The 17,688-nt window shown below is 71.0% G+C and carries 13 protein-coding genes; 6 read left to right on the top strand and 7 right to left on the bottom strand.

The genetic code is table 11. The features are described 5' to 3' along the window. Positions 1-14: 14 nt before the first annotated feature. From OHU34_RS21750 to OHU34_RS21740, 3 genes are all read left to right on the top strand, one after another. Positions 15-458, top strand: a complete 444-nt coding sequence (locus OHU34_RS21750) for a hypothetical protein (protein WP_235034528.1) — start codon at positions 15-17, stop codon at positions 456-458. Between the two features lie 42 nt (positions 459-500). Next, entirely contained in the window at positions 501-1,403 is a 903-nt protein-coding gene (locus OHU34_RS21745; protein ID WP_142265117.1) for an LLM class flavin-dependent oxidoreductase, read from the top strand. Between the two features lie 71 nt (positions 1,404-1,474). Further along, on the top strand, positions 1,475-2,362 hold the full coding sequence (locus OHU34_RS21740) for an HAD hydrolase family protein (RefSeq protein WP_405767903.1): 888 nt from the start codon (positions 1,475-1,477) through the stop codon (positions 2,360-2,362). Positions 2,363-2,377: 15 nt separating this feature from the next. Here the strand turns inward: OHU34_RS21740 and OHU34_RS21735 are convergent, their stop codons facing one another. The 7 genes from OHU34_RS21735 to hisC form a co-directional block, all read right to left on the bottom strand. Then, positions 2,378-3,244, bottom strand: a complete 867-nt coding sequence (locus OHU34_RS21735; RefSeq protein WP_230195249.1) for an AraC family transcriptional regulator — start codon at positions 3,242-3,244, stop codon at positions 2,378-2,380. A 100-nt stretch (positions 3,245-3,344) separates the two neighbouring features. After that, complete coding sequence (locus tag OHU34_RS21730; protein ID WP_405767900.1) at positions 3,345-4,400, bottom strand: peptidoglycan DD-metalloendopeptidase family protein; 1,056 nt, start codon at positions 4,398-4,400, stop codon at positions 3,345-3,347. A gap of 78 nt (positions 4,401-4,478) precedes the next feature. Further along, on the bottom strand, positions 4,479-5,975 hold the full coding sequence (locus OHU34_RS21725; RefSeq protein ID WP_142265121.1) for a GAF domain-containing sensor histidine kinase: 1,497 nt from the start codon (positions 5,973-5,975) through the stop codon (positions 4,479-4,481). Between the two features lie 55 nt (positions 5,976-6,030). Then, on the bottom strand, positions 6,031-9,519 hold the full coding sequence (gene cydD / locus OHU34_RS21720) for a thiol reductant ABC exporter subunit CydD (RefSeq protein WP_405767896.1): 3,489 nt from the start codon (positions 9,517-9,519) through the stop codon (positions 6,031-6,033). 93 nt (positions 9,520-9,612) lie between these two features. Further along, positions 9,613-10,617: a cytochrome d ubiquinol oxidase subunit II gene (cydB, locus tag OHU34_RS21715; protein WP_142265123.1), complete on the bottom strand. Its 1,005-nt coding sequence runs from the start codon at positions 10,615-10,617 to the stop codon at positions 9,613-9,615. Between the two features lie 20 nt (positions 10,618-10,637). Further along, a complete protein-coding gene (locus OHU34_RS21710; RefSeq protein ID WP_142267944.1) occupies positions 10,638-12,146 on the bottom strand; it encodes a cytochrome ubiquinol oxidase subunit I in 1,509 nt (502 codons plus the stop codon). A 165-nt stretch (positions 12,147-12,311) separates the two neighbouring features. Continuing rightward, positions 12,312-13,391: a histidinol-phosphate transaminase gene (hisC, locus tag OHU34_RS21705; protein ID WP_142265124.1), complete on the bottom strand. Its 1,080-nt coding sequence runs from the start codon at positions 13,389-13,391 to the stop codon at positions 12,312-12,314. 413 nt (positions 13,392-13,804) lie between these two features. Between hisC and OHU34_RS21700 the strand changes: the two genes are divergently transcribed. From OHU34_RS21700 to OHU34_RS21690, 3 genes are all read left to right on the top strand, one after another. Then, a complete protein-coding gene (locus OHU34_RS21700) occupies positions 13,805-14,917 on the top strand; it encodes a LacI family DNA-binding transcriptional regulator (RefSeq protein WP_142265125.1) in 1,113 nt (370 codons plus the stop codon). A 584-nt stretch (positions 14,918-15,501) separates the two neighbouring features. Next, the gene (locus OHU34_RS21695; protein WP_142265126.1) at positions 15,502-16,587 is read left to right on the top strand and encodes a metallophosphoesterase; all 1,086 of its coding nucleotides are present in this window, start codon (positions 15,502-15,504) and stop codon (positions 16,585-16,587) included. Positions 16,588-16,791: 204 nt separating this feature from the next. Continuing rightward, entirely contained in the window at positions 16,792-17,667 is an 876-nt protein-coding gene (locus OHU34_RS21690) for a hypothetical protein (protein WP_142265127.1), read from the top strand. Positions 17,668-17,688 lie beyond the last annotated feature (21 nt).

Raw genomic sequence — 17,688 nt, 5'->3', positions numbered from 1 at the left:
GCATGATCACAGGTATGGACCACCTCCCCACCACTGAGGCCGCCGTCACCGCCCTCCGGTCGATCGCCGCCCAGTACGCGCTCGAGATCGAGGTCACCCACGACATCGGCGCCGATCAGACCTCCCGCCGCACCTCCGCCGGCGTCGGCGTCACCACCGACCCTGACGGCTCGCTGCCGCACGAGGCCTACGTCGAACTCGGCGGCCGCCCGAGCGTGAGCGTGCGGCTCTACCCCGACGACGACGCCCTGATCACCGTAGACGGGGTGGAGTGCCCCGACGTCGACCGCGACGACGTCCCCGCCTTTCTCCGCTCTCTCTACGACGGCCACGCCTGGGTGAAGATCCGGCGCTTTCCGCCCGCTCACTTCCTGATGGTGCCGCTGCCGCAGGACCGCGTGCACAAGGAATTCATCCTGGTCGGCCTCAGCCCGTGGCTGGGCGGACGCGTACGGTGACTGTTTCACGTGAAACACGCTCGTCCGCATACGCTCGATGACATGAGTCTGCGTCTGAGCACCGTGATCCTCCCGCACCTGCGTTGGCACGAGGGGGGCCGTTCCACCTGGACACGGGCCGAGCAGCTCGGCTTCCACACCGCGTACACCTACGACCACCTGTCCTGGCGCACCTTCCGCGACGGGCCGTGGTTCGGCGCGATCCCGACGCTGACCGCCGCAGCGGCCGTCACCGACCGGCTGCGTCTGGGCACGCTGGTGACCTCGCCGAACTTCCGGCACCCGGTGACCCTCGCCAAGGAACTGATCTCCCTGGACGATGTCTCCGCCGGCCGGGTGACCCTGGGGATCGGCGCGGGCGGCACCGGCTTCGACGCCACCGCCCTCGGCCAGGAACCCTGGACCCCGCGCGAGCGGGCCGACCGCCTCGCCGAGTTCGTACCGCTGCTGGACCGGTTGCTCACCGAGGACTCCGTGTCGTACGAGGGCGACCACTACTCGGCGCACGAGGCACGCAACATCCCCGGCTGCGTCCAGCGCCCCCGGCTGCCCTTCGCGGTCGCCGCGACCGGCCCCCGCGGGCTGCGGCTCGCCGCGCGGTACGGACAGGCCTGGGTGACCACGGGCGACCCCAAGCTCTACGAGAGCGGCACCCCCGAGCAGTCGGTTCAGGCCATTCGCGGCCAGGTGGAGAGGCTCACCGACACCTGCGCCGAGATCGGGCGGGACACACAGGAGCTGGACAAGATCCTGCTCACCGGGTTCACACCGGACCGCGGGCGTCCGCTGGAGTCCCTGGACGCCTTCGTCGACTTCGCGGGCCGGCACCGGGAACTCGGCTTCACGGAGATCGTGGTCCACTGGCCCATCGCCGACTCCGTGTTCGCCGCGGACGAGAAGGTCTTCGAGCAGATCGCCATGGAGGCCCCGGCACAACTGCGCTGACCTCGGCATCAGGCCGTCCGCGGCCCGACGGTGTCTCATGTGTGCGGGCTCGCGCCCGACCGTGCAGGCATATGCGCGAGAATGGCCCGGTGACCTCAGCGACTCGACAGCCCGAGACCCCGGCCGCCACCCTCCCGCCCCGGCTGGTCGCCACCGATCTCGACGGGACTCTGCTGCGCGACGACAAGTCGGTGTCCCCGCGCACGGTCGCCGCCCTCGCCGCCGCCGAGGAGGCGGGCATCGAGGTCTTCTTCGTCACCGGCCGCCCGGCCCGCTGGATGGACGTCGTCAGCGAGCACGTCCACGGGCACGGCCTGGCGATCTGCGGCAACGGCGCCGCCGTCGTCGACCTGCACGGCGGCCCCGGCGCCCACCGGTTCGTGAAGGTGCGCGAGCTGGCCCGGGAGAACGCGCTGGACGCCGTACGGCTGCTGCGGGAGGCGGCGCCCGGCACCATGTACGCCATCGAGCAGACATACGGCTTCTACCAGGAGCCGGAGTATCCCAAGATGCACATGGAGATACCCGACACCCTCGCGCCGGCCGAGCGCCTGCTGGCGCCGGACGCCCCCGGGGCCGGCGAGCCGGTGTTGAAGATCCTCGCGTTCCACCCCACGATCGACCCCGACGCCTTCCTCACCCTCGCCCGGCTGGCCATCGGCGACCGCGCCAACGTCACCCGCTCCAGCCCCAGCGCCCTGCTGGAGATCAGCGGCCCCGACGTCTCCAAGGCCAGCACGCTCGCCCTGTGCTGCGCGGAACGCGGTATCTCCCACGAGGAGGTCGTCGCGTTCGGCGACATGCCGAACGACGTCGAGATGCTCACCTGGGCCGGCCGGTCGTACGCGATGGGCAACGCGCACGCGGACGTACTCGCGGCCGCCTCCGGGCAGACCGTCGCCAACAACGAGGACGGGGTCGCCGTCGTCATCGAGCAGCTGATCGCCGAGCGGGCGTAGCTCCGCCGAGGGACATCAGCCCTGCTCCCGCTCCACCGGCAGCCACAGTTCGGCGTCGGCCTCGGACCCGTCCGGTGACAGCCGGGTGCGCAGGACCTCCGGGCCGGGACGGCTGCGGTACGGGTTGGACGGGAACCACTGCGTGAACACGTCCCGCCACAGCTCCTGGATGGCCTGCGGTGCCGGCCCTGACGTGGTGAAGACGGCCCAGGTGCCGGCCGGCACGGCCAGGGCGGTCGTGCCCTCGGGAGCGGCCGCGGAAGTGATCACCCCTTGGTAGTAGTCGAGTTCGGTGCCCTCGGCCCGGCTCGGATCCAGGTCGTCACAGACCGCGACGATGCCCTGTGGCTCCTGGTCCGACAGCTTCTCCAGGCGCTCCAGGACCTGCCGGTCGATCCCGCGGACGAAGTCGATGATCGCCTGGTTCGGCCCCGTGTGCACCAAGGGCACCCGGGCCTTGAGGCCGGCGACGGTGAACGCCGGTCGGTCCACTACGCGATAGCGCATGCTGCTGCTCCCTTCGACGGTGAGACGGAAGGCCAGCCGGGGCTGGGACACGAGCGCGGCGCCGGTACGGCGGGCCTCGCCCGGCCCGACGCCGTGCACGCCACGGAACGCCCGGGCGAACGCCTCACCCGAGCCGTAGCCGTAGCGCACCGCGATCTCCAGCAGTGAGTCCCCTCCGGCGAGCACCTCGGCGCCCGCGACGGTCAGCCGCCTGCGCCGGATGTACTCCGACAGGGGCATACCGGCGAGCGCGGAGAACATCCGGCGCAGGTGGTACTCCGAGGTGGCCGCGCCGTGTGCCAGCGCCGACACGTCGATCGGCTCGTCGAGGTGGTCCTCGACGTACTCCATCGCCTGGTTGAGCCGCTCCAGCACTCCGGTCTCCTTCCGCTGTTGCGCTCACCACGCTAGGCGGCGGGCATCCGGCCGGACCCGACATCCTGTGCCCGATCAGGTCGGGTGCGCGGGGGGAGCCTCAGCCGACGGGCGCTCCGCGTGCCGCCAGCCAGGGCACCGGGTCGAGCGCCGAGCCCGCGTCGGGCGTCACCCGCACCTCGAAGTGCAGGTGCGGGCCGGTCGAGTTGCCCGAGGTGCCCGACTGCCCGATCCACTGCCCGGTGGTCACTTTGTCGCCCTGGTCGACGGTGACGGCGGCGAGATGCGCGTACTGCGTGCAGTAACCGTCGGGATGCCGCACCACGACCTCGATCCCGAACGCGCCCCCGCACGAGACCCGCACCACGCGGCCCGCACCGACCGCCCGTACCGGCGTCCCGATCGGCACCGCGAAGTCCTGCCCGGTGTGCCGGTTCGCCCAGCGCGCGCCACCGCTGCCGTACGCCGCGGACAGGGCATATGTCTCGACCGGTGTGACCCAGTCGCCCACGAAGTGCGTCGGCGGCTGGTCCAGGCGCACGGCACCGCGGCAGGAGCCCGCCGCCACCGACGCGTCCGCCCGACCCTGCAACTGCCATCGTGCCTGTTCGAGCTTGTCGTCGATGTCCTTCTTCAGCCGCGCGAGTTCCCGGGCACGCCGCTCCACGGCCTGCCAGGCCTCGACGGCCTTCGCCTCGTCGGCGGCCAGCCGTGCCTCCGCCCGCCGGTTCTTGCCGATCGCGTTGTCGACGGCGAGGTTCGCCTGCGAGAAGACGTGTTGGCCGCGCATCAGCTTGTCGGGGCTGCCCGCCAGGACCAGTTGCGCGACGACCGGCAGACCGCCACCGCCGCGGTACTGGGCGCGGGCGATACGGCCCAGGTCCTCGCGCAGCACGGCGATCTCCCGCCGCTCACGGGTGAGGAGTTCCTCCGCACGCCGGGCCTGCCCCCGCTGCTTCTCCGCCTCGCGCCGCCCCGCCTCGTACCGCTGCGTCGCCACCGCCGCGTCCTCGTACAACCGCGCCACCTGCGCGCTGATCCGGGAGTCCGAGCCGTCGCCGGGCTCACCCTCGGCGGCCGTGGGCCGGGTCGCGAACAGCCCGGACACGCACAGCAGAACCGGAACGAGCAGGACACGACCGCGAGGTGAGCGCATGTCAGCGATCGTGACCCGGCCACCGGTCCCCGGTCCTGTTCAAGTCGTACGCCTGGGGGACGAACCGCCTCTGATGGCTCAGTACGGCGCCTGCCACACCACCGTCGTACCGGCGCCGTCCGCCCCGATGCCCGGACCGTGCGCACTGTCTCCGCCGAGCGCCTCGGCCCGTCGCCGCAGGTTCCGCAGCCCGCTGCGCCGGCCGCCGTCGGGGATGCCGACACCGTCGTCGGCGACGGTCAGCCGCACACCCGGCCGGCCGTCGGGGAGGGTCACCGTCGCGTCGACGACGACGTCGACACGGGAGGCACCCGCGTGCCGGAAGGCGTTGGAGAGGGCCTCCCGGAGAGCCGCGACGAGGTTCTTGCCGGTGAGGTCGCCGACCAGGGTGTCGACCGGCCCGACGAACCGGTGCGACGGCGTGAAGCCGAGCGGCACGGCCACCGTGTTGATCTCCCGCAGCACCCGCGTGCGCAGCCCGGCCGGCGTCTCGGCGGGACCTTGCTGGAGCGCGAAGACCGCGCCACGGATCTCCTGGATGGTGACGTCGAGTTCGTCGACGGCCTTGGCGACGCCCTCCCGCACCTCGGGCACGACGGACCCGCGCTGGGCGCTCTCCAGCATCATCCCGGTCGTGAACAGCCGCTGGACGACGAGATCGTGCAGGTCACGAGCGATGCGGTCACGGTCCTCGAACACCGCGAGCCGCTCCCGGTCGCGCTGCGCCTCGGCCATCATCAGCGCGAGCGCGGCCTGTGAGGCGAACTGGACGGCGAGGGCCCGCTCGTCCTCCCCGAACGGCCTTTCCCCGCGGCTGCGGAGCATGACCAGGGCGCCGAGGACGCGCCCGTCGTTCCGGAGGGGGAGCAGCATGATCGGCCCGTAGCCTCGTGCGGACGCCGTGAGCGTGCGCGGATCGTCGCCGGCGTCCGCCACGAACACCGCCTGACCGTCGAGGAGTTCGGTGACGATCTCGCTGTCCGGCGGGACGACCTCGCCGAGCATCGTCGACGGCCGGTCCGCGGCCACGGCGACGATCTCCAGGCCGCCCTCGTCGGCGGGCAGCAGCACGACCCCTGCGGCGGAAGCGGACAGCCCGCGGGCCTGTTCGGCGACGACCTGGAGGGCGTCATGAGCGTCCCCGCCGGACAGCAGCGCCGTGGTGACGGCGACCGAGCCGTCGATCCATCGTTCGCGCTGCTGAGCGGCCTCGTACAGGCGGGCGTTGCCGATGGCGATGCCCGCCTCGGCGGCCAGCACCCGGGCCGTGGCCACTTCCTGATCGCCGAACGGCCGCCCGTCCCGCCTCTCCGCCAGACAGAGGGTGCCCAAGGCCTCCCCGTGGGCCCGGATCGGCAGGCGCAACCCGCCGTGTCCGTCGGGCAGTCGGCCGATGCGGCGGGCGGTCACCTCGTCGAGACCGTGGGATACGACGTCGGTCGGACCGTCGTGGCCCTCACGGACGACCCCGATCAGCGCGTACCGGGCCCGGGTCGACTCCACCGCCGTCTCACAGATCCGCTCCAGGGTGGAGCGCAGTTCCGGCGGGGGAGCGGAAAGCGGATCCGTGGACATGCCCTGAGCCTAATCAGCATGATTTGTCACGGAAAGTCGGGCTGGGCTCGGCAAGTCAGCGCGCCGCCACCAACAGCTCCGTGGCTTCCTCCCGTTCGGCCATCCTCCGCAACGGCCCCTCCGCCGACGCCAGTGCCGCGTAGGAACCCCGCTGCACCACCCGTCCCTCGTCCAGCACGATCACCTCGTCGACCGCCTCGAGACCGGCCAGCCGGTGGGTGATGAGCAGGGTCGTACGGCCCTCGGTGGCCGCCAGCAGGTCCTGGGTGAGCGCGTCGGCGGTCGGCAGGTCCAGATGCTCGGCCGGCTCGTCGAGCACCAGGACGGGGAAGTCGGCGAGCAGCGCCCGGGCCAGCGCGAGCCGCTGCCGCTGCCCGCCGGAGAGCCGGGCGCCGTGCTCGCCCACGAGCGTGTCGAGCCCGTCGGGCAGACCGTCGGCCCACTCCAGCAGCCGGGCTCGCCCCAGCGCGTCCCGCAGCTCCTCCTCGTTCGCCCCCTTCTTCGCGAGCAGGAGGTTCTCGCGGACCGAGCTGTCGAAGAGGTGCGCGTCCTGCGCGCACAGCCCGACGAGTCGGCGTACGTCGTCGCCGTCCAGGGCCCGCGCGTCCACCCCGCCGAGCGTGTACGAGCCCGTGTCGGCGTCCAGGAACCGCAGCAGCACCTGCGCGAGCGTGGTCTTGCCGGAGCCGGAGGGCCCGACGACGGCGATCCGGCGTCCCTGCGTCAGGGTGAGGTCGACCTCGGCGAGCGCGTCCCGGCCCTGCCCTTCATGCCGGGCGGCCAGGCCCCGCAGGACCAGCGGGAAGGGCGATGCGGGCGCCTGACGGGGACTCTCCGGCTCGCGCACGGGCTCGGGGGAGTCCAGGACCTCGTACACCCGCTCGGCGCTCCTGCGCACCCGTTGGCGGTACTGCACGGCCAGGGGCAGCCCCAGGACGGCTTCGAAGGCGGCCAGCGGGGTGAGGACGACCACGGCCATGGTCACGCCGCTCAGCCGTCCGTCGGCAACGGCCTGGGCGCCCACCAGGGCGGCGGCCGTGACGGTCAGCCCGGAGACGAGCGCGGTCAGTCCGTCGCCGAGGGCGGTGGCGGTCGCCGCGCGCGAGGCGATGCGGGTGAGCACGGAGTCGGCCGCGCGCACCCCCGCGCTACGGACGGGCAACGCGCCCGCGACGGTGAGCTCGGCGGTGCCGGTGAGCAGGTCGGCCGTGTGGGTGGCGAGCACCCCTCGGGCCGGGGCGAGCCGCCGCTCGGCCCGGCGCGCCACGGCACCGGTGACCAAGGGAACGCCGATCCCGGCCGTCAGCAGCCCGGCGGCGAGCACCGCCCCGGCCTCCGGCAGCAGCCACGCCGTGAAGGCGACGGACCCGACCGAGACGAGGACGGCGCAACCGGCGGGCAGCAGCCAGCGCAGCCAGTAGTCCTGGAGGGCGTCCACATCGGCGACAAGCCGCGTCAGCAGGTCACCCCGCCGGGTCGAGCGCAGCCCCGCGGGCGCCAGCCGCTCCAGCCGGCGCCAGACGGCGACCCGGGTGTCGGCCAGCATCCGCAGCACGGCGTCGTGGGACACGAGCCGCTCCGCGTACCGGAACACCGCCCGCCCGATGCCGAAGGCTCGGGTCGCCGTCACGGCCACCATCAGGTACAGCACCGGAGGCTGCTGCGAGGCCCGCGAGATGAGCCATCCGGAGGTGGCCATCAGGCCCACGGCACTGCCGAGGGCGAGGCTGCCGAGCAGCAGCGCGAGGGCGAGCCGCCCGCGTCGGGGGCCGGCCATGGCGCGGACCCGCGCGAGGACGCCACCGCCGGTCACGGTGAGCCCCGCCCCGGAGTCGTCGCCGACGGGCAGTGCGGCCACATCTTCCGACGGGGCCGGAGCGTTCTTGGGCGCGGCCTCCACGGGCACGGGTGCCTCGGCCTCGGCCAGCCGCACCACACGGTCCGCCACCGCCAGCAGCGCCGGCCGGTGCACGACGAGCAGGACGGTCCGGCCGGCGGCGAGGCGCCGCACGGCCGCCACCACCTCCGCCTCGGTCTCCCCGTCGAGCGCGGCCGTCGGCTCGTCCAGCAGCAGCACGGGCCGGTCCGCGAGGAACGCCCTGGCCAACGCCAGGCGCTGCCGCTGCCCGGCGGACAGCCCAACCCCGTCCTCGCCGAGCACCGTGCCGGTCCCGGCGGGCAGCGCCTCGACGAACTCCAGCGCCCCCGCGTCCGCCAGCGCCCGGTGTACGGCCGCATCGTCGGCGTCGGGACGCGCCAGCCGTACGTTCTCGTCGATCGTCCCGGCGTAGAGGTGCGGGCGCTGCGGCACCCATGCGACCCGAGAGCGCCACTGCTCCAGGTCGGCCGACGCGAGGTCGACTCCCCCGGCCAGAACCCGGCCCGCGGCCGGCCGCACGAACCCCAGCAGCGCGTTGAGCAGGGTCGACTTGCCCGCGCCGCTCGGTCCGACCAGCGCGACCGTCTCCCCGGGTTCCACGGTGAACGACACATCCGCGACGGCGTCGGCGGAGCGCCCGGGGTAGCGGACGGTCACGCCCTCGAAGGCCACCCCTCCCTCGGCGACCGCGACCGTGCCCGGCACCGGTGCCGGGGTCTCCAGCACTTCGAAGATCTCCTCGGCGGCAGCCAGCCCCTCGGCGGCCGCGTGGTACTGCGCCCCGACCTGCCGCAGCGGGAGGTACGCCTCCGGCGCGAGCACGAGGATCACCAGGCCGATGTACAGGTCCATCTCACCGTGCACGAGGCGCATGCCGATCGTCACGGCCACCAGAGCCACCGAGAGCGTCGCCAGCAACTCCAGGGCGAACGACGAGATGAAGGCGATCCGCAGCGTCCGCATGGTCGCCTGTCGGTACTCGCCGGTGATGCGCCGAATCGACTCGGCCTGCGCCTTGGCCCGCCCGAACACCTTGAGCGTGGGCAGCCCGGCGACAACGTCCAGGAAGTGGCCGGACAGCCGGGACAGCAACCGCCACTGACGGTCCATCCGCGACTGTGTGGCCCAGCCGATCAGCACCATGAAGACCGGGATCAGGGGCAGGGTGCCGACGATGATCGCGGCGGACACCCAGTCCTCCGTCACAATCCGGGCGAGCACCGCGACCGGTACGACCACCGCCAGCCCCAGCTGCGGCAGGTAGCGCGAGAAGTAGTCGTCGAGGGCGTCCACGCCTCGCGTGGCGAGGGCGACCAGCGAACCGGTACGCCGGCCGCTGAGCCAGTTCGGCCCCAACGCGGTCGCCCGCTCCAGCAGCCGACCCCGCAGTTCCGACTTCACAGCGGCACTCGCGCGGTGCGCGGCGAGTTCGGTGAGCCAGGCCACCAGCGCCCGGCCGACCGCCACGGCCGCCAACAGCAGCAGGGGGGTACGCAGTTCGGCGACGGACAGACCGTGCTCGAAGGCCCCCACCACGACCTCGGCGATGAGCATCGCCTGCGCGATGACCAGGACCGCTCCGACGGCACCCAGACCGACGACCGCCACCAGGAAGAGACGGGTGGCGCGGGCGTACCGGAGGAGGCGCGGGTCGATCGGTTTCACGTGAAACACCCTCTTCTCAAAAAGCGTGTTTCACGTGAAACACGCTTTCTCCTCATGGGGTGTGTTTCACGTGAAACACACCCCACGTCAGACTCAGTGCGCGGCCTCGGCGATGTGCTGCGTACCGATCCGCTTACGGAACACCCAGTACGTCCAGCCCTGGTAGAGCAGCACGATCGGTGTGGCGATCCCCGCACACCAGGTCATGATCTTCAAGGTGTACGGGCTGGACGAGGCGTTGGTCACCGTGAGGCTCCAGTTCTCGTCGAGCGTGGACGGCATGACGTTCGGGAAGAGCGTCAGGAACAGCATCGCCACGGCGGCCACGATGGTGACGCCGGAGAGCGCGAACGACCAGCCCTCGCGTCCCACCTGGTTCGCCACAAGCGCCGCGACCAGGGCACCGACCGCCACGACCAGGGCGACCAGACTCTTGGCGTCACCACTGTCGATCTGCGTCCACAGCAGGAAGATCGAAGCGAACACGGCGGTGGCGAGCCCCACCTTCAGGGCCAGCTTCCGCGCCCGTTCCCGGATCTCGCCGACGGTCTTGAGCGCCGTGAACACCGCACCGTGGAAGGTGAACAGCGTCAGGGTCACCAGACCGCCCAGCAGCGCGTGCGGGTTGAGCAGGTCCCAGACGTTGCCCACGTACTCGAAGTCCTGGTCGATCTTGACGCCCCCCACGATGTTGCCGAAGGCGACGCCCCACAGGAACGCGGGAAGGAGCGAGGTCCAGAAGATCGCGGTCTCCCAGTTGCGCTGCCAGTTCTCCTCGGGCCGCTTCGCCCGGTATTCGAAGGCGACGCCCCGCACGATCAGACAGACCAGGATGAGCAGCAGGGGCAGGTAGAAGCCGGAGAAGAGCGTGGCGTACCACTCGGGGAAGGCGGCGAAGGTCGCGCCGCCCGCCGTGAGCAGCCACACCTCGTTGCCGTCCCAGACGGGCCCGATGGTGTTGATGAGCACCCGCCGCTCGGGCCGGTCCCGGGCGAGCAGCTTGGTGAGGATGCCGACCCCGAAGTCGAAGCCCTCCAGGAAGAAGTAGCCGGTCCACAGGACGGCGATCAGAACGAACCAGACGTCGTGCAGTTCCATGACTGTGCAGCTCCCTCGGCCTAGTAGGAGAAGGCCATCGGCTTGTCGGCGTCACGGGAGTCGCCGCCGATCTTCGTGGGCGGGTTGAGGTCGGCCTCGGTGAGCTCGGGCGGGCCGGCCTTCACGTACTTCACCAGCAGCTTGACCTCGATGACGGCGAGGATCGCGTAGAGCGCCGTGAAGACGATCATCGACGTGAGGACCTCACCCTGGGAGACCCCGGGGGAGACCGCGTCACGGGTCTGGAGGACGCCGTAGACGACCCAGGGCTGACGGCCCATCTCGGTGAAGATCCAGCCCCAGGAGTTGGCGATCAGCGGGAAGCCCAGCGTCCAGATCGCCGCCAGCCAGTAGAGCTTGGTGAGCTTCGGGCTGAGCGCCTTGTTCTTGAACAGCACCACGTGCGGCACCTCGTCCTCGCCGACCCTCAGGTGCTGCGGCAGCAGGAACTTCTTGCGGGTGAGCCAGAGCCCCGCCAGGCCGATCGCGAAGGACGTCATGCCGAAGCCGATCATCCAGCGGAAGCCCCAGTAGGCGACGGGGATGTTGGGCCGGTAGTCGCCGGGACCGTACTTCTCCTGTTCGGCCTTGTTCACGTCGTTGATGCCGGGGACGTAGGAGCTGAAGTCGTCGTTCGCAAGGAAGGACAGCAGGCCCGGGATCTCTATGGCGACCTTGTTGTGCCCCTTCTCGACATCGCCGTAGGCGAAGACCGAGAACGGCGCGGGTGCCTCGCCGTCCCACAGGGCCTCGGCGGCGGCCATCTTCATCGGCTGCTGCTTGAACATGACCTTGCCGAGGGTGTCACCGCTGATGGCGGTGAGCAGACCGGCGATGACCACCGTGATCAGGCCGAGCCGCAGCGAGGTCTTCATCACCGGGATGTGCTTCTTGCGGTACAGATGGAAGGCGGCGATGCCGACCATGAAGGCGCCACCGGTGAGGAAGGCCGCGGACATGGTGTGGAAGACCTGGCTGAGCGCGGTGTTCTGGGTCAGCACGGCCCAGAAGTCGGTGAGCTCGGCCCGCCCCTTCTCCTTGTTGATCCGGTAGCCGACGGGGTGCTGCATCCACGAGTTGGCCGCGAGGATGAAGTACGCCGACAGGATCGTGCCGATCGAGACCATCCAGATGCAGGCCAGGTGGATCTTCTTCGGCAGCTTGTCCCAGCCGAAGATCCACAGGCCGATGAAGGTGGACTCGAAGAAGAAGGCGATCAGGGCCTCGAAGGCGAGCGGGGCGCCGAAGACGTCCCCGACGAAACGCGAGTAGTCGGACCAGTTCATGCCGAACTGGAACTCCTGCACGATGCCGGTGACGACACCCATCGCGATGTTGATCAGGAAGAGCTTGCCCCAGAACTTCGTCGCCCTGAGGTACTTCTCGTTCTCCGTGCGCACCCATGCGGTCTGCAGCCCGGCGGTGAGGGCCGCGAGGGAGATCGTCAGGGGGACGAAGAGGAAGTGGTAGACGGTGGTGATGCCGAACTGCCAGCGCGCCAGGGTCTCCGGCGCCAGAGCCAGGTCCACGTCGTCACTCCTTACCTCACGCTCGTGGATCACGCTTGTGAAAGCGTTCACATTCACAAGCTAGTATGACTCACTGATTTTCGATAGACGAAGGGGGGTCCCGCCTACCCGCGGAAACCCCCCCTGCGCCCCCTGCTGACCAGCCGAAACGGCGCGGTCGACGCGCTAGACCTCCTTGCGGAACCCTTCCGTCACCTTCAGGAAGATGTCGTTCGCCTCGTTCTCCCCGATCGTCACCCGCACGCCCTCGCCCGGGAACGGCCGCACCACGACGCCCGCCTGCTCACACGCGGCAGCGAAGGGGACGGTGTGCTCGCCGAGCCGCAGCCACACGAAATTGGCCTGGGTCTCGGGCACCGTCCAGCCCTGCGCGCGCAGCCCCTCGACCACCCGGAGGCGCTCGCACACCAGGGAACCGACCCGGCCGAGCAACGCGTCCTCGGCACGCAGCGAGGCGATCGCGGCCTCCTGCGCGAGCTGGCTCACACCGAACGGCACCGCCGTCTTGCGCAGGGCCTCCGCCACCGGCCCGTGGGCGATGGCAAAGCCGATGCGCAGGCCGGCGAGGCCGTAGGCCTTGGAGAAGGTCCGCAGGACACAGACATTGGGCCGCTTCCGGTACAGCTCCACGCCGTCCGGCACCTCGGGGTCGCGGATGAACTCCCGGTACGCCTCGTCGAGCACGACCAGCACGTCACGCGGCACCCGGTCGAGGAACCGTTCCAGCTCGGCCCGCTTCACCACGGTGCCCGTGGGGTTGTTGGGGTTGCAGACGAAGATCAGCCGAGTCCGCTCGGTGATCGCGTCGGCCATCGCGTCCAGGTCGTGCACATCCCCCGGCGTCAGCGGCACCTGTACCGCCGTCGCGCCGCTGATCTGCGTGATGATCGGATAGGCCTCGAAGGACCGCCAGGCGTAGATCACCTCGTCGCCGGGGCCCGAGGTGGCCTGGACCAGCTGCTGGGCGACACCGACCGAGCCGGTGCCCGTCGCCAGGTGGGAGGCGGGGACGCCGAACCGCTCGGACAGCTCGTTGATCAGAACCGTGCAGGCCAGGTCCGGATAGCGGTTGAAGGAGGCGGCAGCCGCCGTCACCGACTCCATCACGCCCGGCAGCGGCGGATAGGGGTTCTCGTTGGAGGACAGCTTGTAGGCCACGGGGCCACCGCCCGCGGCCGGCTTGCCCGGCTTGTAGGTGGGGATCCCCTCCAGCTCGGCGCGCAGCTTGGGGCTCGTCTCGCTCACCGCAGTCCTCCTCGTGACCACCACCGGCTTCAATACTGCTCACCTTATGAGGATTCGGCGCGGGTGCGTACAGCTGAGCAGGGACCGGCGCCCGAAACGGAGAGACCTCTGCGACTTCTGGGGACGAAGCCGCACGAAGGCGTACGCGTCGGGGGGCGCGCTGCACATATATCTACGCGCCGGTAGTGCACTCCGTGGCGCGCATCCCTCGTGCAGGTGAGTTGAGACCTCTTCGAAACATCGGTGCGTTGGCAGGCTCATCCGTGCCGACACGTCACGTCTTGGCATTGACGGAGTCAAGTACCTTTATTTCCAAGGTACTTGGCCCCGTTTAGCCTTGCAGAAACGTGCCTGTCAACGCGTGCATATGCGTCCGCCCTACCCCACCGGATGAGCCCTACTATCGGCTCGCCATGACAGCAGCAGGGAAGCACCAGGTGAGCCGCGCGGAAACCTCACGCCGAGGCAGCCGGCCGGGCCGGGCGGGCATCAGGGACGTGGCCGCCGCCGCCGGAGTCTCCATCACGACCGTCTCCGACGCCCTCAACGGCAAGGGCAGGCTTCCGGATGCCACCCGTCGCCATGTCCGCGAGGTCGCAGACCGACTCGGCTACCGCCCCTCGGCGGCGGCCCGAACCCTCCGTACCGGCAAGTCGGGCCTCATCGGCCTGACCGTGACGACCTACGGGGATGAACCTTTCACCTTCACCGAGTTCGCCTACTTCGCGGAGATGGCGCGCGCCGCCACCTCGGCCGCGCTCGCCCGCGGCTACGCGCTCGTCATCCTCCCCGCGACCTCACGCCACGACGTCTGGTCAAACGTGGCTCTGGACGGCACGGTCGTCATCGACCCGTCCGACCAGGATCCGGTGGTCAGCGAGCTGGTCCGACAGGGCCTGCCGGTCGTCTCCGACGGCCGCCCGGCCGGCGCGCTCCCGGTCACCGCGTGGGTGGACAACGACCACGAGGCCGCCGTCCTCGACATCCTCGACCACCTGGCCGACGCCGGCGCCCGCCGCATCGGCCTCCTCACCGGCACCACCACGGACACGTACACACACCTGTCGACCAGCGCGTACCTGCGGTGGTGCGAGCGGGTCGGTCAGGATCCGGTCTACGAGGCCTACCCCGCGCACGACCCGTGCGCGGGCGCCGTGGCCGCCGACCGGCTGCTGGCCCGCCCCGACCGCCCCGACGCCGTCTACGGCCTGTTCGACCCCAACGGCACCGACCTGCTCGCCGCGGCCCGCCGTTACGGGCTGCGGGTCCCCGAGGACCTGCTGATCGTGTGCTGCAGCGAGTCCACGGTGTACGCCAACACCGAGCCGCCCGTCACGACCCTCTCGTTGAAGCCGCGCCGCATCGGTACGGCGGTGGTCCAACTCCTCATCGACGCGATCGAGGGCGAGGAAGCGGACCGCCCGGTCGAGCAGGTCATACCGACCGAACTGTTCGTACGCACCTCTTCGCAGCGACGCCCCCCTCGGACCACGGTCAGCCCACCCCGGGCGCCGGAGGAGAAGTAGCCCGCCGCCGCTCCCCACGGCCGACGCCGACGCCATGGTGCGGTTCGTGGGGAGCGGCGGTCTGTGCGAGGGGCGACCCGGGGGTGGGGGTGAGGTCCGTTCGTGGCGGCAGGGGCGGAAGGGACGTCCGCACCAGGCAGCCCGGGGGCTGGGGGCGGGCTGGTGGCCGGACGGGCCGGGCCAGGCGGGCCGCGTCAACGAAAGTTGGTGGGAGGCACGTACGGGCGATTTCCGGCGGTGCCGGAGACAGCAGACGTCGCTTCGGTCACAGTCGCCTCGTCGACCTTGCTCCGGCCGCCGAAATGATCCTTGCCCGGCCGATGCCGTCCCCCGCTCCGTCCGACGGAGCAGCCCGCGGGGGTGGGGGCGGGTGCGAACAAGGCGCGCGCCGGGTGAGTACGGACTGCCGAAGCCCGGCCCAATCGGGGCGAAAGCCGCGATGAACTGGAGCCCTGCTCCGATTCACCACCCCTGGGTCATCACACGGCACGATCCGCATTCCTATGATGGACGCACGGCACCGCGGGCCGCTGCGACCAGGCAGCCCGAAGGGTGCAGATGCGGCGCGATGGTGGAGGGGTCTGATGACTCAGGGGGCCGGTCAGGGACCCGAGGTGGAGCGGACGGCGACGTTGCGCGACTTCCGGGTGCCCGCGTACGTCCACGAGACCGGTCCGTACGACCCCGGCACGGAACCGGGCAACGCCGCGCCGCCTCTCGAAGAGCCGCTGGAGCACCCGGACGGCTACACGCCCACCCAGCGCGACCTGCCCGTCATCAGTCGCCGCGGCGACACCCTCCAGGTGACCGTGGACCCGGCAGCCGTCCAGGCCACGCCGGCCGCGACCGGCCCGGGACCGCTGTTCGTCGTCGGCGACGTCCACGGCTACCTCGACGAACTGGTGGCCGCGCTTCAGGAGAAGGGCCTGGTCGACTCCGCAGGCAACTGGTGCGCCGGCACCGCCCGGCTGTGGTTCCTCGGTGACTTCACCGACCGCGGTCCGGACGGCATCGGCGTCATCGACCTCGTCATGCGGCTGTCCGCCGAGGCCGCCGCCGCCGGCGGGTACTGCAAGGCCCTCATGGGCAACCACGAACTGCTGCTGCTCGGCGCCAAGCGCTTCGGCGACACGCCGGTCAACTCCGGCGCGGGCACCGCCACCTTCCAGGCGGCCTGGCTGCTCAACGGCGGCCAGAAGTACGACATGGACCGTCTCCAGGATCACCACCTCCAGTGGATGGCCCGCCTCGACGCGGTCGAGGAGGTCGACGGCCACCTGCTCGTGCACTCGGACACCACCGCCTACCTCGACTACGGCGACTCGATCGAAGCGGTCAACGACACCGTCCGCGAGACGATCACGCGCAACGACGCGGACGAGGTGTGGGATCTGTTCCGCAAATTCACCAAGCGCTTCTCCTTCCGCGACGAGGGCGGCGCCGACGCCGTACGCTCCCTGCTCGATACGTACGGCGGCACCCGCATCGTTCACGGCCACAGCCCGATTCCCTACCTGCTGGGCGAAGTCGGCTCCGAGGACGGCGAGGACAACGGCGGTCCGCACGTCGAGGGACCGCACCTCTACGCGGACGGGCTCGCCATCGCGATGGACGGCGGCGTGACGATGGCCGGAAAACTGCTGGTCCAGCAACTGCCCCTGGAAATCTGAGCATTCCCGGGGCGGTTCCCGGGGCAGAAGTACCCCACTGTGGATCCGTCGGCGACATCGCAGGCCAGGGGCCAATTTCGGCAAACCCCCTGTCACCTCATGCCGTCACCGCTCTACCATCGGGTTATCCGTAGCAGGCTCCCCTCCGTTTCTGCCCGACGGCTCGTTGGCATGCGAGCCCCAAGCCCTACGGAGCATCGGGGGATGCAGATGAACAGCGTTCCGCAGCACCTGAACAGCGAGGACCGCCAGGAGTACGAGCGGATCCTCGACGAGGCGCTGCGCTCCGCCCCACACCACCCGGAACTGGCCGCAGTCGGACAGCGGCTCAACCCCGAACAACTGCGCACCATGGCGCTCAACGCCTCCGCACTCATCACGGTGGCCGCGGCGGCCGAGTACCAGCACTACGTGAAGGTCCGCGAGGAACTGCGCCACCCCGCGCCGTCCACCCCGTCGTCCCCGTCCGAGACCGGCTCCGCGGAGCCGGGCGTGGCCGCGATGGGGCTCGCCACCACCATGGGGGAGGCGGCCCAGGCCGCCGAAGCCGCCGGGGCGGGCGCCGTCGCCGCCGTCCTCACCCCCGTGCTCGCCGGGACCGCCGCGGTGATCTTCCTGCTCGTCGGCTATCTCCTCAGGGTGCTGGACCCCGAGCAGGCGTTCGCCCGGACCATGGTCACCGCCGGCTGGACGTTCGGGGCCGTGGCCGTGGCCGCGATCCTCGTCGCCACCGTCGCGCTGCTGCTCACCGCCCTGCGCAACCGGCCCTCCTTGGAGGCCGGACCGTACGGCGAACTCAGCGAGGAGGTCGACCAGGCCAGGGAAGCCTGGCGAGATGCCCTGCTGGAACGCGGCATCCTGCCGTTCCTCCGGGAGGCCCTCGCCGATCCAGGCACGGCGGCGGCCCTGCACACCGACCCGGTGCCACCGGCCCCGATCAACCGCCTCCCGAAGATCGGCTACGACCGCCCGGGCTTCAGCAGCCCGGACGACGGCCGCTCGACCGGCCCGCGCCCGAGTTTCAGCAGCCCGGACTACAGCAGCCCGGACTTCGGCGGCCCGGAGCACCAGCCGGAATAGGCACTCGGCTTGCGCCCCCGC

The organism is Streptomyces sp. NBC_00080 (genome assembly GCF_045041255.1).
Taxonomy (GTDB): Bacteria; Actinomycetota; Actinomycetes; order Streptomycetales; family Streptomycetaceae; genus Streptomyces; species Streptomyces coriariae.
This window is presented reverse-complemented; position numbering and strand designations above follow the sequence as displayed.